The sequence below is a fragment of the Advenella incenata genome (assembly GCF_004217095.1).
Lineage (GTDB): Bacteria > Pseudomonadota > Gammaproteobacteria > Burkholderiales > Burkholderiaceae_B > Advenella > Advenella incenata.
The window spans coordinates 136,342-162,338 of sequence record NZ_SHKO01000003.1 but is presented as its reverse complement, the minus strand read 5'-3'; the positions used below and the strand labels follow the sequence as shown (position 1 = coordinate 162,338).

General features: G+C 54.7%; 24 protein-coding genes and 1 tRNA gene. 17 read left to right on the top strand and 8 right to left on the bottom strand.

Annotated elements, in window-relative coordinates; all coding sequences use genetic code 11:
- Positions 1–41 precede the first annotated feature (41 nt).
- A complete protein-coding gene (recN, locus tag EV681_RS16970; RefSeq protein ID WP_128394948.1) occupies positions 42–1,694 on the top strand; it encodes a DNA repair protein RecN in 1,653 nt (550 codons plus the stop codon).
- A gap of 160 nt (positions 1,695–1,854) precedes the next feature.
- On the opposite strand, the gene fur is transcribed toward recN, so the two are convergent.
- Positions 1,855–2,289: a ferric iron uptake transcriptional regulator gene (fur, locus tag EV681_RS16965; RefSeq protein ID WP_278044088.1), complete on the bottom strand. Its 435-nt coding sequence runs from the start codon at positions 2,287–2,289 to the stop codon at positions 1,855–1,857.
- A gap of 152 nt (positions 2,290–2,441) precedes the next feature.
- Here fur and EV681_RS16960 point away from each other — a divergent pair, with 152 nt between their 5' ends.
- Positions 2,442–3,032 carry an outer membrane protein assembly factor BamE gene (locus EV681_RS16960; RefSeq protein ID WP_128394949.1) on the top strand — a complete coding sequence of 197 codons (591 nt, stop codon included), beginning with the start codon at positions 2,442–2,444 and terminating at the stop codon, positions 3,030–3,032.
- Positions 3,033–3,167: 135 nt separating this feature from the next.
- Complete coding sequence (dapB, locus tag EV681_RS16955; RefSeq protein ID WP_130304708.1) at positions 3,168–3,959, top strand: 4-hydroxy-tetrahydrodipicolinate reductase; 792 nt, start codon at positions 3,168–3,170, stop codon at positions 3,957–3,959.
- Positions 3,960–4,130: 171 nt separating this feature from the next.
- Here dapB and murB read toward each other — a convergent pair whose 3' ends face one another.
- A complete protein-coding gene (murB, locus tag EV681_RS16950) occupies positions 4,131–5,144 on the bottom strand; it encodes a UDP-N-acetylmuramate dehydrogenase (RefSeq protein WP_130304707.1) in 1,014 nt (337 codons plus the stop codon).
- 299 nt (positions 5,145–5,443) lie between these two features.
- Between murB and EV681_RS16945 the strand changes: the two genes are divergently transcribed.
- Positions 5,444–5,519, top strand: a tRNA-Gly gene (locus EV681_RS16945).
- A 146-nt stretch (positions 5,520–5,665) separates the two neighbouring features.
- Here EV681_RS16945 and EV681_RS16940 read toward each other — a convergent pair.
- Positions 5,666–5,962: a helix-turn-helix transcriptional regulator gene (locus EV681_RS16940; protein ID WP_128394952.1), complete on the bottom strand. Its 297-nt coding sequence runs from the start codon at positions 5,960–5,962 to the stop codon at positions 5,666–5,668.
- Positions 5,963–6,525: 563 nt separating this feature from the next.
- Positions 6,526–7,833, bottom strand: coding sequence for an MFS transporter (locus tag EV681_RS16935; RefSeq protein ID WP_128395122.1), 1,308 nt, complete (start codon positions 7,831–7,833; stop codon positions 6,526–6,528).
- 193 nt (positions 7,834–8,026) lie between these two features.
- Here EV681_RS16935 and cyoA point away from each other — a divergent pair, with 193 nt between their 5' ends.
- From cyoA to EV681_RS16895, 8 genes are all read left to right on the top strand, one after another.
- Positions 8,027–9,097, top strand: a complete 1,071-nt coding sequence (gene cyoA / locus EV681_RS16930) for a ubiquinol oxidase subunit II (RefSeq protein ID WP_128394953.1) — start codon at positions 8,027–8,029, stop codon at positions 9,095–9,097.
- 73 nt (positions 9,098–9,170) lie between these two features.
- A complete protein-coding gene (gene cyoB / locus EV681_RS16925; protein WP_128394954.1) occupies positions 9,171–11,162 on the top strand; it encodes a cytochrome o ubiquinol oxidase subunit I in 1,992 nt (663 codons plus the stop codon).
- Positions 11,155–11,793, top strand: a complete 639-nt coding sequence (gene cyoC, locus EV681_RS16920) for a cytochrome o ubiquinol oxidase subunit III (protein ID WP_128394955.1) — start codon at positions 11,155–11,157, stop codon at positions 11,791–11,793. The genes cyoB and cyoC overlap by 8 nt, the downstream gene beginning before the upstream one ends.
- On the top strand, positions 11,790–12,191 hold the full coding sequence (gene cyoD / locus EV681_RS16915; protein ID WP_128394956.1) for a cytochrome o ubiquinol oxidase subunit IV: 402 nt from the start codon (positions 11,790–11,792) through the stop codon (positions 12,189–12,191). The genes cyoC and cyoD overlap by 4 nt, the downstream gene beginning before the upstream one ends.
- A gap of 173 nt (positions 12,192–12,364) precedes the next feature.
- A complete protein-coding gene (locus tag EV681_RS16910; RefSeq protein ID WP_128394957.1) occupies positions 12,365–13,144 on the top strand; it encodes an SURF1 family protein in 780 nt (259 codons plus the stop codon).
- Between the two features lie 48 nt (positions 13,145–13,192).
- Positions 13,193–14,542, top strand: coding sequence for an ATP-binding protein (locus tag EV681_RS16905; RefSeq protein WP_130304706.1), 1,350 nt, complete (start codon positions 13,193–13,195; stop codon positions 14,540–14,542).
- Entirely contained in the window at positions 14,539–15,084 is a 546-nt protein-coding gene (locus EV681_RS16900) for a response regulator transcription factor (protein ID WP_130304705.1), read from the top strand. The genes EV681_RS16905 and EV681_RS16900 overlap by 4 nt, the downstream gene beginning before the upstream one ends.
- A 406-nt stretch (positions 15,085–15,490) precedes the next feature.
- Complete coding sequence (locus EV681_RS16895) at positions 15,491–16,456, top strand: glycosyltransferase family 9 protein (protein WP_130304704.1); 966 nt, start codon at positions 15,491–15,493, stop codon at positions 16,454–16,456.
- Between the two features lie 196 nt (positions 16,457–16,652).
- Here EV681_RS16895 and EV681_RS16890 read toward each other — a convergent pair whose 3' ends face one another.
- The 4 genes from EV681_RS16890 to EV681_RS16875 all read right to left on the bottom strand — a co-directional run bounded on the left by EV681_RS16890 (position 16,653) and on the right by EV681_RS16875 (position 21,052).
- Positions 16,653–17,504: an alpha/beta fold hydrolase gene (locus EV681_RS16890; RefSeq protein ID WP_130304703.1), complete on the bottom strand. Its 852-nt coding sequence runs from the start codon at positions 17,502–17,504 to the stop codon at positions 16,653–16,655.
- A gap of 957 nt (positions 17,505–18,461) precedes the next feature.
- Complete coding sequence (locus EV681_RS16885; RefSeq protein WP_130304702.1) at positions 18,462–19,817, bottom strand: type II toxin-antitoxin system HipA family toxin; 1,356 nt, start codon at positions 19,815–19,817, stop codon at positions 18,462–18,464.
- A gap of 4 nt (positions 19,818–19,821) precedes the next feature.
- Positions 19,822–20,082 carry a helix-turn-helix domain-containing protein gene (locus EV681_RS16880; protein ID WP_128394963.1) on the bottom strand — a complete coding sequence of 87 codons (261 nt, stop codon included), beginning with the start codon at positions 20,080–20,082 and terminating at the stop codon, positions 19,822–19,824.
- A 187-nt stretch (positions 20,083–20,269) separates the two neighbouring features.
- Positions 20,270–21,052, bottom strand: coding sequence for a DeoR/GlpR family DNA-binding transcription regulator (locus EV681_RS16875; protein WP_128394964.1), 783 nt, complete (start codon positions 21,050–21,052; stop codon positions 20,270–20,272).
- Positions 21,053–21,179: 127 nt separating this feature from the next.
- Between EV681_RS16875 and EV681_RS16870 the strand changes: the two genes are divergently transcribed.
- The 5 genes from EV681_RS16870 to EV681_RS16850 are packed head-to-tail and all read left to right on the top strand — an operon-like array spanning position 21,180 to position 25,997.
- The gene (locus EV681_RS16870) at positions 21,180–21,872 is read left to right on the top strand and encodes an HAD family hydrolase (protein WP_130304701.1); all 693 of its coding nucleotides are present in this window, start codon (positions 21,180–21,182) and stop codon (positions 21,870–21,872) included.
- Positions 21,865–23,001: an ABC transporter ATP-binding protein gene (locus tag EV681_RS16865; protein WP_130304700.1), complete on the top strand. Its 1,137-nt coding sequence runs from the start codon at positions 21,865–21,867 to the stop codon at positions 22,999–23,001. The genes EV681_RS16870 and EV681_RS16865 overlap by 8 nt, the downstream gene beginning before the upstream one ends.
- A 9-nt stretch (positions 23,002–23,010) precedes the next feature.
- Positions 23,011–23,883, top strand: coding sequence for a carbohydrate ABC transporter permease (locus EV681_RS16860; protein ID WP_128394967.1), 873 nt, complete (start codon positions 23,011–23,013; stop codon positions 23,881–23,883).
- Positions 23,880–24,722, top strand: a complete 843-nt coding sequence (locus tag EV681_RS16855; protein WP_130304699.1) for a carbohydrate ABC transporter permease — start codon at positions 23,880–23,882, stop codon at positions 24,720–24,722. Before EV681_RS16860 ends, EV681_RS16855 begins: the two co-directional genes overlap by 4 nt.
- A 15-nt stretch (positions 24,723–24,737) precedes the next feature.
- The gene (locus tag EV681_RS16850) at positions 24,738–25,997 is read left to right on the top strand and encodes an ABC transporter substrate-binding protein (protein WP_130304859.1); all 1,260 of its coding nucleotides are present in this window, start codon (positions 24,738–24,740) and stop codon (positions 25,995–25,997) included.

Sequence of the window (25,997 nt, the reverse complement as noted above, 5' to 3'; positions counted from 1 at the left end):
ACCCACCCCAGCAATCCCATTTATCACAGAAGTACGTATTCATGCTCCGTTCCCTGCATATCCGTGATTTTGTCATTGTTGAACAGACCGAACTGCACTTTGACGCCGGCTTCTCGGTCTTCACCGGGGAAACCGGTGCGGGCAAATCTATCCTGATCGATGCCCTGGCGCTCACGCTGGGCGCCCGCGGCGACAGCGGCGCCATCCGCGAAGGCGCCGACAAGGCCGACATCAGTGCCATCTTCGACGTTCCTGCTTCGCTGCGCACGCTGCTGGCAGAACAGGAACTGGAACCGGAAGACGACCAACTAGTGCTGCGCCGGGTCATAGACCGGGCCGGTAAATCCCGGGCGTTTATCAACGGCGTCCCCGGCACGCTCAGCCAGCTCAAGACCATCGGTTCGCACTTGCTGGATATTCACGGCCAGCACGCCCACCAGAAGTTGCTGCAGCGCCATGAACAGCGCATCCTGCTTGATGCTCACGGACAGCACGAAGCACTGGCCAACCAGGTTCGCTCCCACTGGACCGACTGGCAGCAAGCCCAGCAGAAACTGGAGCGCGCCCGTAGCAGCCAGCGTGATGCAGAAGTCGAAAGGGAACGGCTGGAATGGCAATTGAATGAAATCAGCCAGATCAATCCGGGCAAAGACGAATGGGCGACTGTCAACGCCGACTATAATCGGCTGGCCAATGCTTCTGCGCTGCTTGAAGGCGCCGCTGGCGCACTCAACCTGCTCGATGGCGAGCAGACTTCTGCCCTGGAAATTCTGAACGCTGCATTGCACCGCATCGAGCCCTTATTGCGCAATGACGAGCGTCTGCAGGGCGTGCACGAGGCCATTGAATCTGCCCGTATCGCTACCACCGAAGCATCATCCGATCTTGCCAGTTACCTGGACAAGGCCGAACTGGACCCAGACCGCTTGGCCGAAACCGAGGCACGCATGGGCGCCATGTTCGCTACCGCGCGCAAATTCCGGCTTGAACCCGAAATGCTGTACGATCGCCTGCAGGAACTGACCCAGGCACTGGAAGCCCTGAACAGCGAATCGGATCTGGCAGGACTGGAGCAACAGGTCGCCAAACATGAAGCAGCGTATCGCGAGGCCGCCGAAAAGCTGACCAAGGCGCGCCAGGCCACAGCAGGCACCTTGTCCAAAGAAGTCAGCAAAGCACTACAGACGCTTGCCATGAAAGGCAGCACATTTGAAATAACGATACAGCCGGCCGACCCCGGCGCCTCGGGTATGGACAATGTACAGTTTAACGTGGCAGCCCACACTGGCAGCGAACCGCGCCCACTGGCCAAAGTGGCCTCTGGTGGTGAACTGGCCCGGATCTCGCTGGCCCTGTCGGTCATGGCCAATCGCGCCCATCAGGTACCTACCCTGATTTACGATGAAGTGGACACCGGTATTGGCGGCGCGGTTGCCGAAGTGGTCGGCAAGCTGCTGCGTGATCTGGGACGACATCATCAGGTTCTTTGCGTCACTCACCTACCGCAGGTGGCTGCTTGCGCGCATCACCATTTCGAAGTGCAGAAAAAACAGGGTAAAAAAGAAACGGTGTCGCGCATTGATCTGTTGAATGACCATGCCCGCACCGAAGAGATTGCCCGCATGCTCGGGGGTGTCAAAATAACCGAAACTACGCGCCAGCATGCCCGCGAAATGTTGACTCACGGCGACTGAGCGTCGCAAACCCACTGGGTAGAAAACAAACCCGCAGGACAATAAAAAAGGCAGATTGCAATCTGCCTTTTTTTGACAACACCCTACTGAACGGCCATGCCGCCTGATGTATGGTGGGTCGAATCGAAGGGCCTGCTACCACAGGCCCCATGTTACCGGTCTAACGACGGTGCTTGGATTCGCAGTCACCACAAATGCCATAAAGAACCATGGCGTGGCTTTCCAGCAAAAAGTTATTGTCTTTTGCAACTTTTGACTGGCGTCGTTCAATTTCCGGATCGGAAAACTCAACAACTTTTCCGCAGACGGAACATACCAGGTGGTCATGGTGTGCGCCATCATCCAGTTCATAGACTGCCTTGCCATTATCAAACTGGCTTCTGGACAGAATTCCGGCCTGCTCAAACTGCGTGAGCACCCGGTAGACCGTGGCAAGACCGATATCAACGTTTTCGGAAATAAGCAGACGATAGACATCTTCGGCACTTAAGTGCCGCATTTCTGCCTTGCGGAAGATGTCCAGGATCTTGAGCCGTGGGAAAGTGGCTTTAAGACCCATGCTTTTGAGTTCACTGGGATCGTGTAATTCGTTCAAGGCTCGCTCGCTGATTGGGAGGTGGATAAGATATTGCGGAAAACACGCTTCCGACTAATTTTTGAGATTACCTGGCTAAACAATCCTATTGATTGCCCAGAACTATTATCATAACGCTTTTACGAGTCCAAATACAGGAACGTCGCCAAGTCATGAACCAAACTCGCCTTTTCCCCCGTATCCGGTATGGTCTGGTCGCCTCCCTTACAGCACTTGCAGTGCTGGGTGGTTGCGCCTCAGGAGAATGGGGTTTCCCATACAGGCCTTCTGTTCAACAAGGTAACTGGATCACCGCCGAAGATGTCGCTCTCCTTCAAAAAGGCATGACAGAGGACCAGGTGCGCTACGCACTGGGCTCGCCGACACTCAAAGACATGTTCCATCCTGATCGCTGGGATTACCCTTATTACTTCAAACCGGGCTATGGAGATCCTGTACAACGCAAATTCTCTGTCTGGTTTGTCAACGGCCGGGTAGACCGCTGGGAAGGCGATGAACAGCCCTCCTTCCAGCCCTTTAAGCAAGAAGCGCGCCTGTATCGGCCCGGCGACAAAGCACCGGAAAACGAAGTGACTGATCCACAGGCCCTGCAGGCGGCGCCGGCAGGCACTGACAGCAACGCAGTTACGACCTACCCGATGGACGATGGCAGTACCCAGGGGGCCGCAGGTTCCGCCCCTGCTGCGCCATCGAATGAACCCATCAATATCGAACCGGCTCCCGGCGCAACCCGCACCCAGTAAACCGGCCCACATCCTGCACCCGGACCTGTGGTTCGGGCAGGATGATGCATTGCCACGGGCTGCATTCCCGATTTGACTCCCTATTCATTTGCACGCCCGCATCGGGCTGCAGCTTTCTTCAGGAAATAACCTAACATGCGCATAGCCATTTCCGGAGCCAGCGGCCGTATGGGCCGCATGCTTATCGAAGCCGTCCTGGCGCGTCCCGAACTCACGCTTGCTGTCGCACTGGATCATGCCAGCAGCAGCCATCTTGGGGAAGATGCCGGCGCCTTCCTGGGCAAAAATACCGGCGTGCAACTGGGCAGCGATCTGGCAGCGCTCAAAGACTGCGACTGCCTGATTGACTTCACCCGCCCCGAAGGCACCCTGGCGCATATCCAGGCTTGCGTACAGCACAAGGTCAAAATGGTCATCGGCACAACGGGTTTTGATGCCACAGGCCAGGCAGCGATCGCATCAGCCGCCGAGCACATTGCCATCGTGTTTGCCCCGAATATGAGTATTGGCGTCAACGCGACGCTGCGCCTACTTGAGCAGGCTGCAAAAATGCTCAACAGTGGTTATGACGTGGAAGTATACGAGGCACATCATAAGCACAAAGTAGACGCACCGTCCGGCACGGCGCTGATCATGGGCGAAACCGTCGCCAATGCCTGGGGCAAAAAGCTGGAAGACATTGCAGACTGGAGCCGGCACGGCCACACGGGCGCGCGCAAGGACGGCCAGATCGGCTTTTCCGTGGTGCGCGGCGGCGATATCATTGGCGATCATACCGTGATGTTTCTTGGCACCGGAGAGCGTATCGAAATTACGCACAAGTCTTCCAACCGCAGCACCTATGCCCAGGGCAGTGTGCGGGCCGCGCTGTTTTTACAGGACAAGCCATCCGGTCTGTTTTCCATGCAGGATGTGATTGGCGGATAACACCCAGTGAGGGCTTAGCGCCCTCTGATCCATCGATTGAAGCGAAAGGAGCGGCTGCCATCAGGCAGCCGTTTTTGCATTTGAAAGAATCGCCACAGACATGATGATAATGTCAGCAGCAACAATGACAGTCGTGATAACGACAGTTGTAATAACGGGCGCTCTGATGAATCAATCGAACAACACCGGCTCGCGCTCCAGCGTCACGTCAAATTTCTGCTGCGTCGACGCTATTACCGCATCGGCCAGTGCCAATACATCTGTTGCCGTTGCTCCACCATGATTGACAAGCACCAGCGCCTGGCGATCATGCATGCCGACAGACCCGAGCGAGCGCCCCTTCCAGCCGCATTGCTCAATCATCCAGCCGGCCGCCAGCTTAAAGCTGCCATCAGCTTGTGGATAGGACACGAGCGCAGGATAGTCTGTTTTCAATTGCGATTGCTTCGCTGCAGACACGATCGGGTTCTTGAAAAAAGAACCGGCGTTGCCGATTTTGGCCGGATCAGGCAACTTGGCCTGCCGAACTCTGCAAACCGCGTCAAAAATCTTTTGTGGTGTGGCGTTCTGCGCAAGCTCAGGGTCGTTTTTGAGATCAGGATACGAGATGACTGGAGCCCACTGTTTGGGCAAACGAAAGCGTACCGCCGTGATCAGATAGCCCTGTCCTGCCGGCTTCTTGAACAGACTGTCGCGATAAGAAAACGCACAGTCCTGCGCGCTGAACAAACGGGACTGGCCTTGCGCCAGATCCCAAGTGTGTACGCTGTCGATCCGATCCATGACCTCGACGCCATAGGCGCCGATATTCTGTACCGGGCAAGCGCCCACCGTACCGGGAATGAGTGCAAGATTCTCCAGCCCATACCAGCCATTGCGAATGCACGTTGCAACAAAGTCGTGCCACACTTCACCACCCGCCGCTTCCACAATATAGGCTTCGGCACTTTCTTCGATCAGCCGGATTCCCTTGAGCAGATTATGCACCACAGGACGGGACAGGCGCTCACGCAGTATGAGGTTGCTGCCGCCGCCCAACACGTAGATCAGGCCGCCTGCCATCTGCCGCCATTGCGTGACCATGGGCAACTGCTGTTCGCTTTCGAGCCGAAAATAATGGGCGGCATGCGAGACCAGTCCCAATGTATTGAGACCCGTAAGATCCTGCGTTGTTTCGTCCCGCATCAAAAAGCACCCGCTAGTGTGAAATTAATTTGACATTATAATTAATTTACTGCTATAGTTTCGCCTCTTCGCAAAGAGATTCATGTGGCAGCAGCGACTGTTCCGTTATGGCGACGGAATCACCCCGGTGATGCATAAAAAACACAGAATTGAAATTTCGAAGAACGCAGCAGGAAAACATGTTGCAAATCTCAAATAGCTTGTATATAATTTATGGCTTAGCTGATCGAGATTGCAAATGCAGTTACCGAATAAGTAAACATTATTCGACTAAATGCAAAGTGATTTTCAGCTGAATTGCGGGAATAGCTCAGTTGGTAGAGCGCAACCTTGCCAAGGTTGAGGTCGCGAGTTCGAGCCTCGTTTCCCGCTCCAGAATTTATAAAAAAAGCCCAGACTTCGGTTTGGGCTTTTTTTCGTTTTGCCTGAGCTAATCGAAGATAGCCCACATGATTTACTACCAACGCAGCTGCCGATCGGACAAAGACGGAAGTAGGAATGTCGGCAGAGATCAGGCTTGGCTACCGGTCTTCCACAGACATGCATATCGAGTTTAATGACCCATCCCCTCGCCGCTGCTCGGCCAGGATATCCTCAATGGTCCGGCTGTGGCCCCGCTTAACCGGCTTAAGATCATAGCCTGCGGCTTCCAGCAATCGTAGCAATACGGAAACACTCATATCGCCCTTGGCGAGCGTCTCCATGCGGGCTACGGTCGTTCTGGAGACGCCAGCGCGTTGGGCCAAGGCCTCTTGGCTCAAGCCCGCTTCCCGGCGCACACTGCGCAGCACATCCGCAACGTCAGCTAGTGTTGTCATTGTATCCCTTGGGCATCAGAAATGAATATTTACGCTAAAAATGTAGCCCATGAGCATCAAATAATCAATCTAGACTGAACGTTTAGGCCCTACCACTACAGACACCCGCACTATGGCAACGACCACCTGAATCCAGACCACAATTAATACTGGGATTTACCAGCCAGGAAACCACACGCGTTCAATATTCACACCATACAGGCCTCATACGCGCCTTGTTTCCCGCTCCACAATTAAAAAAAACCAACTTGGGTGCGGCCTTTTGTATGTCTATGGGCAATCTGCTTACTTCCACTAACCTTCATCGAAAATTAAAAAAAGGCCGAAACGTATTGTTTCGACCTTTCTTGCATCTAGCGAAGTCTACCGGCATCCACCTACAGCCAGCATTTTTAAGGGCAAAGAAATACGGACGGCGCCAGATCCGAATTGTAGCTGGGACTGGGCTTGTGTAACCCGGTTTTTCTCAAACTGAATCTCCAATTCAAAGAGACTCCGTAATTCGATTTAGCTGCGGTCTGTTGTAAGGGAAACTCGCAGCGCCACCATTACAAACACGGCTCTCATCCGCGCTTGCGCACGGTCAACGGCTTAAGCTTACGATTGATCCACAATGCCAACACCGTACATGCAGCACCGGACAGCAGGTAGAGGCTGACAGCAACCAGGCCGAAATGTATCGACAAGCCTAGCGCCACCAGCGGAGCGAACGCCGCACCCAGCAACCATGCCAGATCTGACGTTAACGCCGCACCCGTATAACGGAAACGCGACGAAAAATTGGCAGTAACCGTTCCTGAGGACTGACCATAGGACAAACCAAGCAAGGCAAAACCAATCAAAATAAACGCGTCCTGCCCCATCGCGTCGCCATTTAACAACAAGGGCGCAAAAAACCCGAAAATCGCAATAAGAATGGCCAGCGCAGTCAGTGTCGTACGGCGTCCGATGCGATCAGCAATCACGCCGGACGCAATGGTCGCTGCCATGGCCACGGCAGCGCCGATAACCTGAATGAATAGCACTTCATTGACGGACTGAGTGGCCGTTAAGGTGATCCAGGATAGTGGAAAAATTGTCACAATATGAAACAAGGCATAGCTTGCCAGTGCGGCGAACGCGCCTATGAACAGATTGTATCCTTGCCCAACAAGCATCTCCCAGGTACCAATGGGTTCCAGTTCCCCTTCTTCCAGCAACTGCGTGTATTGTTCCGTCAGGACAAGCCGTAAGCGCGCAAACAAGGCCACGACATTGATGGCGAAGGCCACGAAAAACGGATAGCGCCAGCCCCAGCCGAGAAAATCTTCGGCTGACAAAGTTGAATGCAGAAACAGAAACAGGGAACTGGCCACCAAAAAACCGACTGGTGCGCCCAGTTGACCGAGCATGGCATACCAACCCCTGCGCTGCTTGGGCGCATTCAGGGCGAGCAACGACGGTAAGCCATCCCATGAACCGCCAAACGCGACACCCTGCAGGCTGCGAAACAGGATCAACAGACCAATAGACAACGCTCCCTGCGATTCATAGGTCGGCAAAAATGCAATGCCGGCCGTCGCAGTACCGAGCAGAAATAGCGCCAGGGTCAGCTTGGTTCCCCTGCCCCATCGCCGCTGGATGTTCATGAACAGAGCGGTACCGAAGGGACGGGTAATAAAGGCAAAGGCAAAAATGGTGAACGAATAGAGTGTACCGGTCAGGGTGTCGACAAACGGAAAGAACAGTGCCGGAAAGACCAGGACCGATGCCAGACCGTAGACAAAGAAGTCGAAATACTCGGATGCGCGGCCAATGACAACACCAATCGCTATTTCGCCAGCAGCAACCGGGCCATGGCCGGTCATTTGCTCTCTGGCATCATTTTCCATCGTACGCGAGGAGGGCTCAGTGCTTGTCTGGTTAACGCTTGACATCATAGGTCCAATTCAAGGTAATATAGTCTAAAAGCGAAGGATCGCATCTGCCGCGCATTTACACCATAGGACAAAACGTCCAATTCCTAATGGGAACGGTTTAAGTATATGCTATATTTTTCCACGGCTCTATGCTGGTAACTTTGGCATGCTTCAATCCAAGACCTTCCGATTTCTGGCCCTATTGGCACTTGCACCCATTCTTACGGGGTGCAACGCTGTCCTGCTCTCACCTTCCGGCGATATCGCACTGCAGCAGCGCAACCTGATCTATATTTCAGTTGCACTCATGCTGATTGTGATCGTGCCCGTCATTTTCCTGACATTGTTCTTTGCCTGGCGCTACCGTGCTTCCAACACCAAGGCGACGTATGCGCCAGAATGGAATCATTCAACGCTCATTGAGCTCGTCATCTGGCTGGTCCCCCTGCTAATCATCATTGCGCTGGGCGCCGTGACCTGGGTCAGCACGCACAAGCTGGACCCCTACCGCCCACTGGAGCGTATTGACGCACAGCGCGCGCTTCCTGCGAACGTCCAGCCTTTAAGGGTGGAGGTCGTCGCCCTGGACTGGAAATGGCTATTTTTCTACCCGGAATACGGCATCGCCACCGTCAATGAGCTGGCGGCTCCTGTCGACCGCCCTATTGCGTTCAGGCTGACATCATCCAGCGTGATGAACTCCTTCTTCATTCCAGCGCTGGCAGGCCAGATCTACACCATGGCCGGCATGGAGACGCAATTGCATGCGATCATCAACAAGGAAGGTGTCTACGAGGGCTTTTCCGCCAATTACAGTGGTGCCGGTTTTTCGGGCATGCGGTTCAAATTCCATGGACTGAATACGGAAGACTTTGACGCATGGGTAAAAACAGTCAAGCAAAGCCAGGCTGAGCTCAGCCGCGTGGGTTACCTGCAATTGGAAGTACCGAGCGAGCGCGAACCGGTACGGCATTATGCCAGCGTGGCTCCCGGACTGTATGACGCCATCCTGAATCGCTGCGTCGAGCCAAACCGCATGTGCATGCGCGACATAATGGCCATTGATGCGCAGGGCGGATTGGGCGTGCCTGGCATATACAACATGGCGGAACTGGATAAAACAACCCGGATCAACCTGGGCCTGGAGAACGTCAGGTCCCGAACTTATGTGAGTGGCTTTTGCACGACCACAGACCCCGCCTTTTCCTCGCTTAAACTGATGAACGCGTCGCCCTGAGGCGGTGCCCTCCCATAAGCATTATCCCGGCCAGCACTATTGGCCGTCACTCTATTTTCGATAATTTGAGCCCATGGATCTGCATTCTCTTATTCTAGGTCGCCTCGGTTGGGACGCTATACCCTTCCACGAACCTATCCTGATCGCCACCTTCGCCGCCGTGTTGCTTGGCGGTGTCGCACTGATTGCCGCAATCAGCCATTTCAAGCTGTGGCGCTACCTTTGGCTCGAATGGTTTACCAGCATCGATCACAAGAAAATCGGCATCATGTACATGATCCTCGGCCTGATCATGCTGCTGCGCGGTTTTTCCGATGCCATCATGATGCGGATCCAGCAGGCCATTGCCTTTGGCGATTCCACTGGTTACCTGCCGCCCCATCATTACGACCAGATATTCACAGCACATGGCGTGATCATGATCTTCTTCGTGGCCATGCCCCTGGTGACAGGCCTGATGAACTACATCGTCCCGCTACAGATCGGCGCACGGGATGTCGCATTTCCGTTCCTGAACAACTTCAGTTTCTGGATGACCACCGGTGGCGCCGTGCTCGTGATGATTTCGCTGTTCATTGGTGAATTCTCCACTACCGGATGGCTGGCCTACCCCCCGCTGTCCGGCATAGAACACAGCCCCAGTGTCGGCATGGATTACTACATATGGGCCTTGCAGGTTGCGGGGATCGGTACGACCCTGTCGGGTATCAACCTGATCGTGACGATCATCAAGATGCGGGCTCCCGGCATGGGCATGATGAAAATGCCGGTATTTACCTGGACTTCGCTGTGTACCAACACGCTGATCGTGGCGTCATTTCCCGTGCTGACTGCCGTTCTGGCCCTGCTCACATTGGATCGCTACGTGGGCACCAATTTCTTTACCAACGATTTGGGCGGCAACCCAATGATGTATGTGAATCTGATCTGGATCTGGGGTCACCCTGAAGTCTATATCCTGATTCTTCCATTATTCGGCGTCTTCTCCGAGATCGTTTCCACTTATAGCGGCAAACGCCTGTTCGGCTACGCATCCATGGTGTATGCCACGGTCGTGATCACGATTCTGTCTTACCTGGTCTGGTTGCACCACTTCTTTACCATGGGCTCAGGCGCCAGTGTCAATTCCTTCTTCGGCATTGCCACCATGATCATTTCGATCCCTACCGGCGCCAAGCTCTTTAACTGGCTCTTCACCATGTATCGCGGCCGCATCCGCTTCGATGTTCCCATGATGTGGACACTTGGCTTCATGGTGACGTTCGTCATCGGTGGTATGACAGGCGTGATGCTGGCCATCCCGTCGGCCGACTTTGTCCTGCACAATAGCCTTTTCCTGATTGCACACTTTCACAATGTCATTATTGGGGGCGTGTTATTCGGCCTGTTTGCGGCGATCACATACTGGTTCCCCAAGGCGTTCGGTTACAAGCTGGATCCTTTCTGGGGCAAGTGCTCGTTCTGGTGCTGGCTGGTTGGCTTCTACATGGCTTTCATGCCGTTGTATGTGCTGGGCTTCATGGGCGTTACCCGCCGCCTGAATCACTTCGAGGATCAATCCTTGCAGATCTGGTTCCAGATCGCTGCAGCCGGCGCTTTTGTCATTGCGTTGGGTATTGCCAGCTTCCTGATCCAACTGGTCGTGAGCTATCGCAAGCGTGATTCTTTGCGCGATATTACCGGCGATCCCTGGAATGGACGCACACTGGAGTGGTCTACCTCATCACCTCCGCCGTCTTACAACTTCGCGTTCACACCGCAAGTGCATGACGGTGATGCCTGGGCCCACATGAAACAACACAATGCCCAGCGTCCACAAAGCGGTTTCCTGCCAATCCACATGCCCGCCAATACCGGTGCAGGCATTATCATCGCCGGTCTATGCACATTGCTTGGATTCGCGCTGGTCTGGCACATGTGGCTTGTCAGCGCCCTGACATTTGTCGCCATCATTGGCGGCACCATTTACCATACGTTCAACTACAAGCGCGATTATTACATTCGTGCAGAAGATGTTGCCCGTACCGAAGCCGAACGCACTCGTCTGCTAGCAAACCATGTCTGATACCACCGCCATCACCCCCCGTCAGGTAGCGGCCGCTGCGCCGCTTAATTTCTACCTGAAGCAAGAGCACCATCCACAGAACGGAACCGCACTGGGATTCTGGATCTACCTGATGAGTGACTGCCTGATCTTTGCCTGCCTGTTCGCCGTACATGGCGTAGTGGGCCGCAATTATGCGGCAGGCCCATCCGGGGCAGATCTGTTTGATCTGCAACTGGTCGCCATCAATACAGCCATGCTATTGCTGTCTTCGATTACCTACGGCTTCTGCATGCTGGAAGCCCAGCGCAATCGCCTGCGTCCGGCCATGATCTGGCTGGGTATTACCGGCCTTTTCGGGCTCACTTTCCTGGGACTGGAACTGTACGAATTTGCTCATCTGATTCATATGAATGCCGCCCCCCAGCGTAGCGCATTCCTGTCATCCTTCTTTACTTTGGTTGGCACGCATGGCCTGCACGTTACCTTTGGGATCATCTGGCTGGTCACGCTCCTGTTTCAATTGAAAAAGCACGGCCTGATTCCAGAGAACCGGCGACGCCTGATGTGTCTGTCCATGTTCTGGCATTTCCTGGATGTCATCTGGATCGCCGTATTCACCTTTGTCTACCTGATGGGGGTCCTGCCATGACCACACCTTCCGATACTTCGCATCACCACGCAAACGCACACGACGATCACCACGATAGTGACGGACACGGCGAAATCACATTTCGCGGTTATATGACCGGCTTCATCCTGTCTGTCATCCTGACCGTTCTTGCCTTCTGGCTCGTCATGGGCAATGTGTTCGAAAAATCCGGCGTAACGGCCCTGATCATCCTGGTACTGGGCGCCATACAGATGTGTGTGCATGTAGTTTACTTCTTGCACATGAACACGCGCGCAGAAGGTGGCTGGAGCATGCTGGCCATGATCTTCACGATCATCATCGTCGTCATCGCGTTAGCTGGCTCCCTGTGGGTCATGTACCATCTGAACACCAACATGATGCCCAACATGATTCACGACATGAAAGACATGCTCTGATCCATGCCTCTCATGGATCGCGCCCAGGCATGCCGATCACTATAGTTCGGTAATGCCTGGGAGCCCAGCAGGAGACCATCGTTACCTCCCCTTCTCACCCCTCACTTGTCCGACCTGATTCCCATCGTCCGAAACGGGCCTGGGTGCGCCTGGTCTGGTTACTGATTGCCATCATGGCTTTCGCCGGCTTTTGTGCGCTTGGTATCTGGCAAGTGGAACGGCGTGCCTGGAAACTGGATCTCATGGAACGGGTGGCGCAGCGCATTCATGCCCCCGCCGTTGCACCTCTTGATCGCAGCGACTGGGATAGCATTTCGGCATCCCGCGATGAATATCGCCGCATCAGGCTTCGCGGCACCTATCTGCATGACCAATCTGCGCTGGTGCAAGCATCAACCGTTCTTGGCACAGGTTATTGGGTCATGACTCCCCTGCGTCTTGATGACCAGAGCATTGTTCTTGTCAACCGGGGCTTCGTTCCGCAGGCACAAAGCAATGGCCCCTGGCGCCACAGGCACGAGCCGGCAGGTGAGGTCACGCTGACGGGCCTGATACGCTTGACCGAACCCCATGGCGGTTTTCTGCGAGACAACCGTCCGCAAGAAAATCGCTGGTTTTCCAGGGACGTGCAGCAAATTGGGCAAAGCCGTGGGCTCAATCCGTTAGCGCCCTATTTCGTCGATGCCGATGGGCCTGGTGCCTCCCCTTTTCCGGGCCTTGCATCGGCCGCGTCATCCCGTAGCAATGAACCAGTACAGGCTACCGCTGCGAGCGCCTCGGGTCAGATGCATATTGCCGACGAACATCTGCCTGTGGCAGGTCTGACAGTAGTATCATTTAGCAATAACCATTTAATGTATGCCATCACCTGGTTTGGTCTGGCCATAATGGTCATCCTCGCCGTGTGCTATGTTTTGCGTGAGGAATATCGCATGCGCAAGCCGGGAAAATGACGCGCAGTTTTCCACCATGAACCAGGCGACGACGCCAAGGCATCTGAATTGGACCCTTTTCGCACCCCCCCCTCCCTGAGTCGGACCACATTCCTGCAGGCAACTGATCCGGACAGGCTCGATGATGGCAATGCCACGGGCCGCAAGAATATGCTGCAATTGATCCAATTGCGCTGGATTGCCGTGCTGGGTCAGGTAATGACAATCCTGGTAGCACAGTTTGTCCTGGGTCTTGCACTGCCGCTGCATGACATGCTGGCCCTGGTATTGCTACTGGTGCTGTTCAACGTGGGTAGCATGCTGTTCCTTCGTGCCGGCAATCCAGTCAGCAACACACAGCTTTTCGTCGCGTTGCTGGCCGATGTAGGCATACTGACCGCTCAGTTGCACTTTAGCGGCGGCGCGAGCAACCCATTCATTTTTCTGTACTTGCTGCAGCTCACCCTGGCAGCGATTCTGCTGACGCCCCGCAGCACGTGGATAATGGTAGGCATTACCAGTGCCTGCTTCGCCTGGCTTGCTCTTTCCAAGCAAACGCTGATCCTGCAACCTGCCCACGAACAGGGCCTCAATAGCCTTTACGTACTGGGCATGCTGGTATGCTTCGCGCTCAATGCCGCCTTGATCATGGTGTTCATGACACGGATCAGCCGGAACCTGCGAATGCGCGATACCCACCTGGCTGCCATGCGCCAGGCTGCTGCAGAAGAGGAACATATTGTCCGCATGGGGCTGCTGGCATCCGGCGCGGCGCACGAACTGGGCACGCCGCTGTCTACGATGGCCGTCATTCTGGGCGACTGGCGGCATATGTCACCCTTTACCAAAAATCCGGAATTGCTGCAGGAAGTCGATGAAATGCAGACCCAGGTCATGCGCTGCAAGGCAATCGTTACCGGCATTCTGGTCTCTGCCGGTAAAACACGCGGTGACTCTCCAACAGAAACAACCGTGCATCAGTTTCTTGATCAAGTGCTGGAGCAATGGCGCACGCTGCGCCAGCCCAAACAAATGCTTTATGAAAACCATTTTGGCCCGGACGTGCGCATCGTTTCAGACTCTGCATTACAACAGATGATAGGCAATGTCCTGGACAACGCCCTGGAAGCCTCGCCTGACTGGCTGCGCGTGCAAGTCACACGTCAAGACGATATCCTGATCCTTACCGTCATGGATGCCGGTTCCGGATTCGCTGCTGAAATGCTGACTCATTTGGGACAGCCTTATAACTCCAACAAAGGCAAACCGGGTGGCGGGCTGGGTCTGTTTCTCTCGGTCAATGTTGCCCGCACCCTGGGGGGCAGCATTACCGCGCAGAATCTGCTGTCTGGCGGCGCATCAGTTACACTGTCACTGCCCCTATCGGCCATCAAACTGGAAAACGGAGACGCACATTGAGCGAAGATGCCACTAAAGGTGAGCTGCTGATCGTGGAAGACGATGCGGCGTTCGCACGCACATTAACCCGTTCGCTGGAACGTCGCGGGTATCACGTCGTTGCCGCCAACAGCCAGGATTCCATGCTTGCCATTTTGCAGCACCGCACACCCGCATTTGCGGTTGTTGATCTCAAGCTAAAAGGGGAAAGTTCGGGACTTGCCTGCGTGAAGAATCTGCATGCTCATAATCCGGACATGCTGATCGTCGTACTGACCGGGTTCGCCAGCATCGCCACCGCCGTTGAAGCCATCAAGCTGGGCGCTTGTCATTATCTTGCAAAACCAGCCAATACCGATGACATTGAAGCCGCCTTTGGCCGTTCAGGCGGCGTGACCAACGTCAAACTCAGTGCGCGCCAGTCATCCATCAAGACCCTGGAATGGGAGCGCATCCACGAAACCTTGGCAGAAACGGGATTCAACATTTCGGAAACCGCACGCCGCCTGGGCATGCATCGCCGTACACTTGCCCGCAAACTGAACAAACAACAGGTGAAATAGCCCTATTACAAATGCAATTGATTTAGTGTCATGAAATTTTCACAGGCATACAGAAGAGCCGAAAGATTATTCTTTTCGGCTTTTTTATTTGCAGCCACATCCGTTCGCGTCAAGCAAAGCAACAGGCCGCAGTTCTTTTTACACCTTATTCATGCAGAACCGATCTGGGTTGCTGCAAGCGCCTGATTGCGCACGCTGCGAGGCGCCAATGCCCTGACGCCAACAAAACCTTGACTAACTATAAACCACGCACCGAGATACCGACGCTCCGGCAGCACCAAGTGCATCGCCCCTCCCGCCATCTGCATTCCGCATCAACTATTTTTTGCCCAACACGCGCCGGTATTGCCTTTTTCCTGACGTAACAATATGATACGGATCATTCGTATTCTGCTGCACATTTTTCATGACCCATTCCGAACATATCGCTTTCCTGGTTTCCAATAAACTTGGCGATTCCCTGTTGCTGCTACCACTTGCCCACAACCTGGTGCGTAGCGGCCATCGGGTCACCGTGTTCGGACAGCAGGCACATGCACTTTCCTCGTGGTTGCCGGGCCTTGACGTCCGGCCTGTTCCTTCTGAGGGCGTGTCAGCATTGGCTCAATTTGACAGCCTGTTCCAGATGGATGTTGATCAGCCCATCGCGCTTGATCCGCACAATTGCCCGCGCCCGCTCAGGTCATTGACCATGTGGTTGCGCCAGCAGCCAGCACAGCCCAGACTTTTTCTGGACGAATTACGCCATTTTGCGAAAGCCGTCTATGGCATCGAAGACTGGTCCGCCGCCTGCGGCCTGGTCACCCAGCATCCGGAGCGCTGGCGGCAAAACCGCAGACGCATTGTGATTCATCCGACCGCCGGCTCAGCCGAACGCTATTGGTCAGATTCCAAATTTATACAATTGGCCCAACGCTTGTGTCGTGATGGCCATGACGTCGCCTTTGTGGTTGAAGAACGCGAGGCAGCGGCATGGCAGGCTGCCGCACAGGGACAACCCTTCACTGTGAATCATTTTGAATCGTTGCAGGCGCTGGGCGATTATATCCACGAATCCGGCTATCTGATCGGTAACGATTCAGGCATTGGCCATCTGGCCTCGGCCCTGGGTGTGCCAACCGTCACGATTTCCCACCGGCCCCGTAATATGTTGCGCTGGCGTCCCCAATGGGCGCCAGGTGTGATCGTGCCACACCTGTGGTTGCCGCTACGCGCCTGGCGCCGCAAGTACTGGCGCCTTGCGGTCACGGTTGCTGCTGTCACCCGGTCATTGCGCCAACTGCAGAAAATGGAAGCGCGCAACGACCGGCCGAACGTAACCGCTCCCCCGGGGCTGGGCAAAGCAGTAGTCACCGAAATACCGCCAGCATAACGATAGGCCAGGCGCTCATGCACCCATGCCAACATTGTTAAAGGCGACCATACCGTTCACATACCGCATTCAGCGAACCTTTACATGCCACGATTTAGGCTGGCCCTGCGATGACGCAGACTCATCGCCTCATCAGCAATGCGGCGACATCGGCCTGCTCATTCGGCCGGTCTTTTCAAGGACCTTGCGGCGCAGACTAATCTTTTAATGTATCACCCCAGTCTGCGATGGCATCCGCCGTCTCAACCGGTTTTTCAGCCGGCAGCGCATGGCTTGCATTGTCAATCACTTTGACCGTTACCCGATCGCCGAACTCCTTCTTCAATTCTTCACGCGAGGCGGACGGGCGAAAAGGATCGACGCCGCCTTGCAGATCGAGCATGGGCACAGTACCACCGGCCCACCAGTCATCCCGGTTGGTCAGTTTGCGGGCTGCACGCTGGCTTTTGGTCACCGCTTGATTCCAGCCCTCAAGCCAGGGTTCCGGGTTGCTGCCTTGTGCAAAAAAAGCCAGCTTTAAGCCTTCAAGACGTTGCTCGCGCGAGGATGCCGGATCATTGATCATCGTAATGGCGTCGCTCAGCTCCTTCGGCCAGGAACTGGCGCCCGCCGCGACAAGAACAACGCCGCGCGCCAGTTCAGGGTAATCCGACGCAATCGTGCGAGCAATCCAGTTGCCATAGGCATGGCCCGCGACAATGGCTTTGTCGCCCTCGTTTTTGATGACCGCAGCAAAGTCCTTGGCAAAATCGTGAAAGGAAACTCCTTGCATGGGACCGTGACTGCCGCCAATACCGCGCGGCTCCGGTCGCAGTACGCGGTAACCCCGTTGCGCCAGGCGCTCGGCCAACTGGCCAAACTCTTCGGTTCCCCGCCCTGTCGATGCAATCAACACAACAAGCGGGCCTTTTCCTTGTGCGTGATAGCTAATCGTCGCGGCGCCGTTTTTCACCGATTTGACGACAGCCTCTTCTGCGCGTGCTGGTCCCATGCCGATCATTGCAATGGCGCCAACAGCAAGTGCCGCCGCCCGAATTTTTATTCTCATCTCTACTCTCCCATTATTATGTGTGACAATTATTCAAGCGAAATTAATCTGGTAAAACGTGTAGCTAACAATCTTTTGAGGCAGCGAAAACGTATTGCATCTCGCGCCCGATATAGCGGTGCTTTCGTTCTAAAAAAAAAGCTGCCGCCGTTTTTTTAAAATGAGGTTTCAAAGCATCATGCTCATCGCTTATCACGCATGTCACTTGTCATGCCCATCACTAGTTACTGTTATGAGAACCGAGCACAAATGCGCGTTCGCAAGCGCAGCGGTACCCGCGAACTATCGAATCCTGCCTATAAAAAACGGCCTGGCAATCTCATGACTATGCCCTTTTTTGCAATTTCCCTGCGCATCCAGCGCCCGAATTGATCGAAGCAACTGCTGGGCGCTCATAACACATTGCATATTTATTTATCAATGCGATGCCCGCCCATCCTAACTGCTTCCTGTTTTTATGTCAATAAGCTATGTTATTGACCTTTTAATTGAATGACTGTCATTTCAACATCTACTACAGCGAAGGAATCTTCTATTTCAATACCGAAGCGAGTACCATATTTTCACAAACAGTACTATTAAAGAGGCTGTGTGCAAAGCACCGGAACCATCGGCGAAATCAAGCAACGTGGTATGGCCGCCATTGAGGACGGGCTGCGCCATGCTCCGGTACATATCATTAAACGCAAAAAATCGGCTGCCGTTGTGCTGTCTGAAGCGCAATACCAATCTCTCGCTGGCGGACACCAGCCAACATGCCTCGGGGAAAGGCAGCATTACAGTGGCTGTTGATGCAACCGTCTGCCTGCACCCGCGAAAAGGCAGAAATCGACGCATCGCAAATAGAGGAGCGCGATGGGTGATTGCAAATAATGAATTTGCACACACCGGCTTGCTGATGTGTCCTTCAGCTTAAACAGGCGCTGGCAAACAAACAACCAAATCTGCTCCGCAGCATCACCCAGCCAGCCTGTCAGCCGAAGCCTGCAAGCCCTGTAAAATACTGTCGGCCAGCGACTCGGAAAATGACTTGGGTAGCCTGGCCCGCACGGCACGCACAACCGTGGACGTTCGCGCCACAAGATCATCTACAACCGCTTGTGCGCCGCGCCCGTCAGGCGTTACCACGCCATATCGCTCGCCCACATTTAACCAGTGCCGTCGCTCAATTGTGCGCATCAGGTAATGTGCGTTTTTTGAGCGCACGGCCATCGCCATTTTCACCCTGAAGGGCGAGAGCTTGCCCTTGCCTTCTCCCAGAAAAGGCAGAACGGAAAGAATGTCATATAGTGGCGTGAGCTCATAGCCGCCACCAGGCCGAAGAAAAACGCTGAAATTTTTCGCATGACCATCGGGCGCCCACAACATCCAGAAGAGTATTTGCGACTGGAAAAAAGTGCGCTTATCACGTTCGGAATAAAGTGAGGTGTCAAGCAGCCTCATGATGCGATCCACGCCAGGTCCGCCATCGGCCTCGTATTTCAAATGGGGCGGGGTTGCCGTGATCTGGCAAAAATCTTCCTGTGGCAACCGGACCAGCCACGGCTTTTGCTCATCCTGGGCAATCCAGGCACGATCGAATCGCGTCACGGACAATACCTTCATGTCTTCGAACTGCAGCGGTTCGCATTCGGCTACCGGCAACCCGTAGGCGCGCAGGATCTCGGCACAAAGCCATTCGTTTTCGACGGACTCGCTCAGATCCAGCTTCATATTCCCGACCAGGCCCATTGGCAACTTGAAAATGTGGGTCGTGGGCGTGGCGCCTTGTGGCCGCCACCAACGGCCCTGGAAGTACAACAGGGCCGTCTTTTCCTGGGCGCCGGCGATGGAGATGCGCAGGTCTTGCGCATCGGAACCGGCTGCGCCAGCAAGGGGGCCGGGATTGAGCGTATCACGCAACAAGCGGGCGACCTCGGCCTCGCTCAATGGCGTGGCCAGGACAGCGTTTATTGCCTCGGGCTGCATGCCTTCGGGAAGCAGTTGCAGGGCACCCACGCAATCGCGGCCCACCTGCATCAGCAAATCGAACGCATCGGTGGAACCCGTCTGGTACCGACGCGCCACCCGTTGACGAATTTCTTTGCTGTCAGGTAACAGATTTTCGAAGTAAGTCCGCACGGCCTCGCCACGATGCGGCGGATTGCCAGGTGCAAAAGGAAGAGACAGGGAAAGCGCCCGTCCGCGCGTCGAGGCAACCCAGCTGTCGGCATATTGCAGAACCTCGCCGTCGCCTGGCCGTGTATGCCAAGTCCCCACATAGTCTGCATTCATCCATAGCCCAAGTGTGCGGGCATGAGAGCGTCTGCCCATGGCGTTACCAGACTGAGGGGGCTGCGCCGCCTGCGGTGTTGGGCTCACCACTTTTGCGCAGCACAAGATCCACGCCCAGAATGCTGAGCAATCGCAACAATCGGTCTGCGCTCACGGTGTCGGCGTGACGCTCCAGTGCGGACAACGTCTGCTGCGTCACGCCCAGCCGAAGGGCGGCTTCACGTTGCGTGAGCCCGGCCTCCTTACGGAATGCCTGCAGCAGCATGGGCAGTTGTGCCGATGTTTGAACAGTATAGTCACGCATGTCTATCTCCTGAGATTTTACAAATTATAAGCTGTAAATATAAAATACAGCATTTAAATTGTATTTTCAGAAAACAAATTATATATTGTATTTTTAATATACAAATTATATTATGTATTGAGTATTTAAAGAAGCGCCCAGGCAAAAGCGCGTTTATGCAGCAATTGAGCTTTTTTGCCAACAACGATTAACCGCTGACGACTACTTCCACACCCTGATCACGAATCGCCTGCAACACGGCCTGATCGGCAGCAGCATCGGTGATCAGGCGCTCTACTTGCGACCATGAACAGATACGAAAGCTCGCGAAGGCGTTTAGCTTGGTATGGTCTGCCATAACCGTGGTGCAACTGGCTGCCGCAACAAAAGCGCGATTCATGGAAGCATCTTCACTATCGCGCATAAAAATACCTGCAGCCGATACTGCGTGTACACCCAAAAAAGCTTCGCGAATCTGAATGCCGGATAACACATCATTGTCGGCGCGCTCTATAGTGGCCTGCTTGCGTGGATCCAGGCGCCCGGCCAACACATAGACATGGGCAAGATGACTTTGCCCGGCTGCCGCGGCAACCGTCAGGCCATTGGTAATCACATGCAGATCCTGATGACCGCTCAGCGCCTGAGCCAGCGCATGGGCGGTCGTCCCCGCATTGATGAGAATGCTGTCGCCGTCAGAAATGTATTGCATGGCGCATTCGGCAATAGCGGTCTTTTCAGCCGATTGCTGGCGATGCCTTTCCGCGTAGTTGTACATCTCGTAGCGGGCATTGCCTTCCGCAAGCACCTCTTGTGAGGCCACTGCGCCACCGTGAGTGCGTTCCAGCAACCCTTTTTCACCCAACTCAAGCAAATCTCGCCGGATGGTAATTGGCGACGTTGAGAATTCGCGCGCCAGATCCCGCACCGTCACGGCGTTGGTTTCCTGCATAAGCGCCAAAATGCGCTGTTGACGTTCTACTTTGAGCATATATGATCCATTTTGGCTGAGCCACTACCATAACATGAACAATCGTGATTCTAGCCTATAGAAAAAAAGATCGCAATTGATCATTTTTGTTCATGTCTATGTCATATTTGATCGTTAAAGTGGCGCCATGACACCACATACTCCTTACAAAACGATCATCTTTGATCTGGATGGCACACTTCTGGACACCTGGCCCAGCCTGCTGCAGGCCGTACGCACAGTTACGCCCGGGGTAACAACCATCGAACCCGCAGCACTGCGTCTGGCATTAAGCCAAGGCATCGGCGCGATGTTTGCCCGGGCCACTGAACAAATGGCACTGGACGCCGGGGCGGCGCAAGCAACCCTGCGCGACATGGAAAGCGCCTATTTTGGCCATACCCTATCTACCGCCGTGCCTTACCCGGGCGTTGGTCATATGCTCCCCCAACTCCAATTGGCAGGTTTGACGCTGGCGCTGTGCACCAATCGCGATCGCGCTTCCACACTGGCCCTGCTGAACCAGGCCGAATGGCGGTCACTTTTCTCACATATTCATTGCCTGGATGATGGCCTGCCGCCCAAACCGGACCCAACTGCCATCCTGGCTACCTTATCGCATCTCCAATGTCCGCTGCGGGATGCCTTATTCGTAGGCGACTCCTGGATTGACGCGCGTTGCGCTGCACAGGCTGGCGTCGACTTTGCAGCCCATCTTGGCGGCTATCACACTCACCCGGGTGAACTGAGCCCTGCCGTGCTGAGCTACCGAAAAGCAGGTGAGCTCAGTCAATGGCTGGCCGAACGGTTCACCCTTCTACCGGAACTGAATCATGACTGATATTGTCCTTGATCACATCAGCAAGTCTTACGGCACCACCACCGTTCTTGACAAGCTATCGCTCACCATACGTAATGGCGAATTTCTAACCCTGCTTGGCGCTTCCGGTTGTGGAAAATCAACCCTGCTCAAACTGCTGGCAGGGCTGGAAATGCCCGATACCGGAACGATCAAAAAAGGGGATGCAAATTTACTGACACAATCGCCCGGTGAAAGAGACTGCGCCATGGTGTTCCAATCCTATGCGCTCTATCCTCATATGACGGTAGGCGACAATATCTGCACCCCACTTTATATGCGCACGCTGCACTTTGCACAACGGCTGCCGGGGGCACGCTGGATCAGCCCGGCAACGCGCCGCAAAACCCAAGACGCGCAAAAGCAGGGACAAAAAATTGCCGAAATCCTGGGCATTGCCCACCTGTGGGATCGCAAGCCCGTGCAGCTTTCCGGCGGCCAGCGCCAGCGTGTCGCGCTGGCGCGTGCAATGGTGCGACGCCCCTCCCTGTTCCTGTTCGATGAACCGCTGTCGAATCTGGACGCCAGCCTGCGCCAATCATTGCGCGGCGAAATTCGGCAACTGCACGATGAGCTGGGCGTCACCTTCGTCTATGTCACGCATGACCAGCACGAAGCCATGTCCATGTCTGATCGCATCGCCGTGATGAAGGGCGGTCACATCCTGCAACTGGGCACGCCCCAGGAAATTTATCACAGCCCCAGCCATACCGATGTGGCCTCCTTTGTTGGCGCGCCTCGGGTCAACTTCCTGGGGGTTAGGCAGAATGCGGCAGGCCATGCCTGCCTGCAGGATCAACCGCTGCACGATTTCTTTCCAAAGCACGCATCACAACTGGCATTTCGTCCGCAGCAGGCATTGCTCACCGCCTCGGACGATACGCTGAGCGTCAGAGGCAGGATCACCCTGGTCGAATTCACGGGGCCCGAATGCATGGTGACCATGCAAACACCGGCTGGTGAAGCTGTCGTCGTCGTGCTGGATACAGCGCCACACTTGAAGATCGGTGAAGTATTGCAAGTGCATGTACCACACGAGGCATGGCACGTATTCGATACGCAGGGACACAGTTTGCGCGCTGACAGGCAATGCCTGTCATTGGCAGCCTAGGAGATCTGTATGCGCATCAAGCCACTGCAACTTTCGCTGTTACTCGGTCCCTGCCTGGTTCTGACTGTATTGCTGTTAATCGTGCCGCTGCTCATTGTGGCGCTCATGTCTTTGACGGACTGGCAATTCGGCGCCGGTACCTGGAACTGGGTCGGGCTAGGCAACTACGTCGATCTCTGGAATGACCCGACCTTCCGTAAAAGCTTTGCCAACACAGTCTATTACCTGGTCATCGTGTCAGTGTGCTCCATTGCGGTCGGCCTGGGTGTTGCCTTGCTCATCGAATCCCACGAATCCTTGCGCGGGTTTTACCGTACTGCCTTTTTCATGCCGGTCGCCTCCACGCTGATTGCCATGGCTGTGGTATGGCAATTTCTCATGCATCCCACTGTGGGTTTTCTGAACAACGTGCTGTCATGGTTTGGCATCGGTCCCCAGAACTGGCTGAACGATTATGATTTGGCCCTGCCGTCGCTGGCTGCCATCGGGATCTGGCAAATGTCGGGACTGGCCATGGTCATGTTCCTTGCCGGCCTGAAAAATATTCCGATGGAACTGCGCCACGCCAGCCTGCTTGACGGCATGCGCCATCCACTGGACAGGCTGCTGCGACTGACCCTGCCCATGCTGGGGCCAACCATGCTGTTCGTGGTCACCGTCTGCTGCATTCGGTCACTGCAGGTTTTCGATACCGTACATGCGCTCACTCAGGGCGGGCCGAACAAGTCCACAGAAGTCCTCCTGCATACGATTTACTCCGAAGGTTTCGCATTTTTCCGCATGGGTTACGCCGCCGCCATCGTGCTGGTGTTCGTCGCCTGCATTTTCGTACTCACCTTGATCCAGCAGATTGGCATGGAAAAACGGACACATTACCAATGAAAAATCCCATGCACGCTTCGCTTTCCTGGCAAATATTCCGACACGTTGTGCTGATGACGGGGGCGGCGATCTTCCTGCTGCCCTTTATATGGATGCTGTCCACTTCCCTGAAACCGGCTGATGAAATTTTCCGTGAAGGTTTTCATCTGTTGCCACAGCATTGGGCTGCGATCGAAAACTATTCGAAAGCGCTGACCCAGGTTCCCCTGCTTCGCTATTTATTCAATGGCATCGTGGTCTGTGCCGGCATCCTGATTTTGCAAATCATCGTTGCGCTGCCAGCCGCCTATTGCTTTGCCAAGCTGCAGTTCCGAGGTAAACGCCTTGCCTGGGGATTGATATTGATGTCGCTGATGATTCCCTTCCAGGCGACTGCCATCCCACTCTACATTCTGCTCTATCACGCAGGCCTGCTGGATACCACGGCCGCACTGATCATCCCGTTTATCGCATCCGGGTTCGGTATTTTTCTGATGCGCCAGTTCTTAATGGGAGTGCCCAATGACCTCATTCACGCCGCTCGTCTTGACGGGATGAGCGAGTTCGAACTGGTCTGGCGCATCATGATGCCGGCAGCCATGCCGGCGTTGATCGCGCTCTCGATATTTTCGGTGGTCTGGCACTGGAACGATTATTTCTGGCCGTTGCTGGTCATCAATACCGCTGATCTGGCCACGCCGCCGCTGGGGACAATGTTCTTCAAGAACGAGGAAGCGGGAACCGATTTCGGGCCGCTGATGGCGGGCACCGTCATCATCACGCTGCCACTACTGCTGTTTTTTCTGTCCGCGCAGAAGCGCTTTATCGAAGGTGTCACCCTCTCGGGTGTCAAAGGTTAAACAAAGGAATTCATGATGCAAACTAAAAATCTGTTGCGCGCGCTGGCGTGCCTGTCCCTGACAAGCAATGCGGCCTATGCCGCCAAAATTGAACTTATTGTCGACTACCCGTATCCTGATGTGTTCAATCAGGTACACGCTGAAATTGCCAAACGCTTTACCGAAAAATTTCCTGACTATTCGGTCAAATTCCGTGCTCCTACACCGGAGTACGAAGAGGCCACACAACAGGCATTGCGTCACGCCGTTACCAAACAGCTGGCCGACGTGTCATACCAGGGCTTAAATCGCCAGCGTGTTTTTGTCGATCGCAATATCGCGGTGGAACTCACTCCGTTTATCAATGCCGAAAAAGACTGGGTCAAAAGCGGCTACAGCCCCGCCCTGCTCTCGCTGGGCCAGGTTAATGGCAAACAGGTCGGCATCGGGTTTTCGCTCTCTACCCCCATTGTGTACTACAACATGGATTTGCTGGGCAAAGCTGGCGTCACAGCAGATGCGCTGCCCAAGACCTGGGACGAGATCATCGCCATCGCCGACAAGTCGCGCAATGCCAACCCCGGCACCAATGGGCTGCATTACGACTGGGAAATTACCGGCAACTGGCTTTGGCAGGCTATGGTTTTCTCCAAAGGCGGCACGATGCTGAACGCCGATGAAACCAAGGTGGCGTTCAACGATAAAATTGGCCAGGAATCCATTGCACAGATGGGCCGCATGGTCGAAAACGACACCATGCAGAATCTGCGATACAAAGATGCGACCCAACTGTTCGTAACAGGCAAATTGGCTGTCCTGTCATCATCTACCTCGCGGTTGTCGAGCATCGCTGAACAAATTGGTGACAAGTTCAAGATGGTGACAGGTTATTTCCCAATCTATGGCGAGCAAGGAAAGGTCCCGGCCGGCGGCAACGTGGCAATGATGTTCACCAAGGACCCGGAACGCCAGAAGGCAGCCTGGGAATACATTAAATTTGCCACAGGGCCCGAAGGCGCCACCATCATGACCAAAGGAACCGGCTACTTCCCTGCCAACACATTGCCTATTGACGATCCGGCCAAACTTAAAGGGTACTACGATGCCAACCCCAACCAATACACTGCGGTCAAGCAGATGCCCTGGCTCACCGGCTGGTATGCTTTCCCCGGAGAGAACGGCCTGAAAATCACCGATGTCATCAATGACCGTCTACAAACCGTATTCGATAAATCGGCCCAGCCTCAGCCGGCCCTTGAAGCCATGACGCAAGACGTGCAAAACCTTCTCAAGTGA

Bases quoted from the DNA above. Each gene is read 5' to 3' on its own strand.
- cyoC (WP_128394955.1), top strand. From the start codon at position 11,155: ATGTCTGATACCACCGCCATCACCCCCCGTCAGGTAGCGGCCGCTGCG.
- EV681_RS16880 (WP_128394963.1), bottom strand. From the start codon at position 20,082: ATGCGTGACTATACTGTTCAAACATCGGCACAACTGCCCATGCTGCTG.
- EV681_RS16960 (WP_128394949.1), top strand. From the start codon at position 2,442: ATGAACCAAACTCGCCTTTTCCCCCGTATCCGGTATGGTCTGGTCGCC.
- EV681_RS16850 (WP_130304859.1), top strand. From the start codon at position 24,738: ATGCAAACTAAAAATCTGTTGCGCGCGCTGGCGTGCCTGTCCCTGACA.
- EV681_RS16855 (WP_130304699.1), top strand. From the start codon at position 23,880: ATGAAAAATCCCATGCACGCTTCGCTTTCCTGGCAAATATTCCGACAC.
- EV681_RS16885 (WP_130304702.1), bottom strand. From the start codon at position 19,817: ATGGGCAGACGCTCTCATGCCCGCACACTTGGGCTATGGATGAATGCA.
- murB (WP_130304707.1), bottom strand. From the start codon at position 5,144: ATGCGGGACGAAACAACGCAGGATCTTACGGGTCTCAATACATTGGGA.
- EV681_RS16940 (WP_128394952.1), bottom strand. From the start codon at position 5,962: ATGACAACACTAGCTGACGTTGCGGATGTGCTGCGCAGTGTGCGCCGG.
- EV681_RS16865 (WP_130304700.1), top strand. From the start codon at position 21,865: ATGACTGATATTGTCCTTGATCACATCAGCAAGTCTTACGGCACCACC.
- cyoA (WP_128394953.1), top strand. From the start codon at position 8,027: ATGCTTCAATCCAAGACCTTCCGATTTCTGGCCCTATTGGCACTTGCA.
- EV681_RS16910 (WP_128394957.1), top strand. From the start codon at position 12,365: ATGGCTTTCGCCGGCTTTTGTGCGCTTGGTATCTGGCAAGTGGAACGG.
- EV681_RS16895 (WP_130304704.1), top strand. From the start codon at position 15,491: ATGACCCATTCCGAACATATCGCTTTCCTGGTTTCCAATAAACTTGGC.
- recN (WP_128394948.1), top strand. From the start codon at position 42: ATGCTCCGTTCCCTGCATATCCGTGATTTTGTCATTGTTGAACAGACC.
- cyoD (WP_128394956.1), top strand. From the start codon at position 11,790: ATGACCACACCTTCCGATACTTCGCATCACCACGCAAACGCACACGAC.
- EV681_RS16890 (WP_130304703.1), bottom strand. From the start codon at position 17,504: ATGAGAATAAAAATTCGGGCGGCGGCACTTGCTGTTGGCGCCATTGCA.
- EV681_RS16875 (WP_128394964.1), bottom strand. From the start codon at position 21,052: ATGCTCAAAGTAGAACGTCAACAGCGCATTTTGGCGCTTATGCAGGAA.
- cyoB (WP_128394954.1), top strand. From the start codon at position 9,171: ATGGATCTGCATTCTCTTATTCTAGGTCGCCTCGGTTGGGACGCTATA.
- EV681_RS16870 (WP_130304701.1), top strand. From the start codon at position 21,180: ATGACACCACATACTCCTTACAAAACGATCATCTTTGATCTGGATGGC.
- EV681_RS16935 (WP_128395122.1), bottom strand. From the start codon at position 7,833: ATGGAAAATGATGCCAGAGAGCAAATGACCGGCCATGGCCCGGTTGCT.
- EV681_RS16860 (WP_128394967.1), top strand. From the start codon at position 23,011: ATGCGCATCAAGCCACTGCAACTTTCGCTGTTACTCGGTCCCTGCCTG.
- dapB (WP_130304708.1), top strand. From the start codon at position 3,168: ATGCGCATAGCCATTTCCGGAGCCAGCGGCCGTATGGGCCGCATGCTT.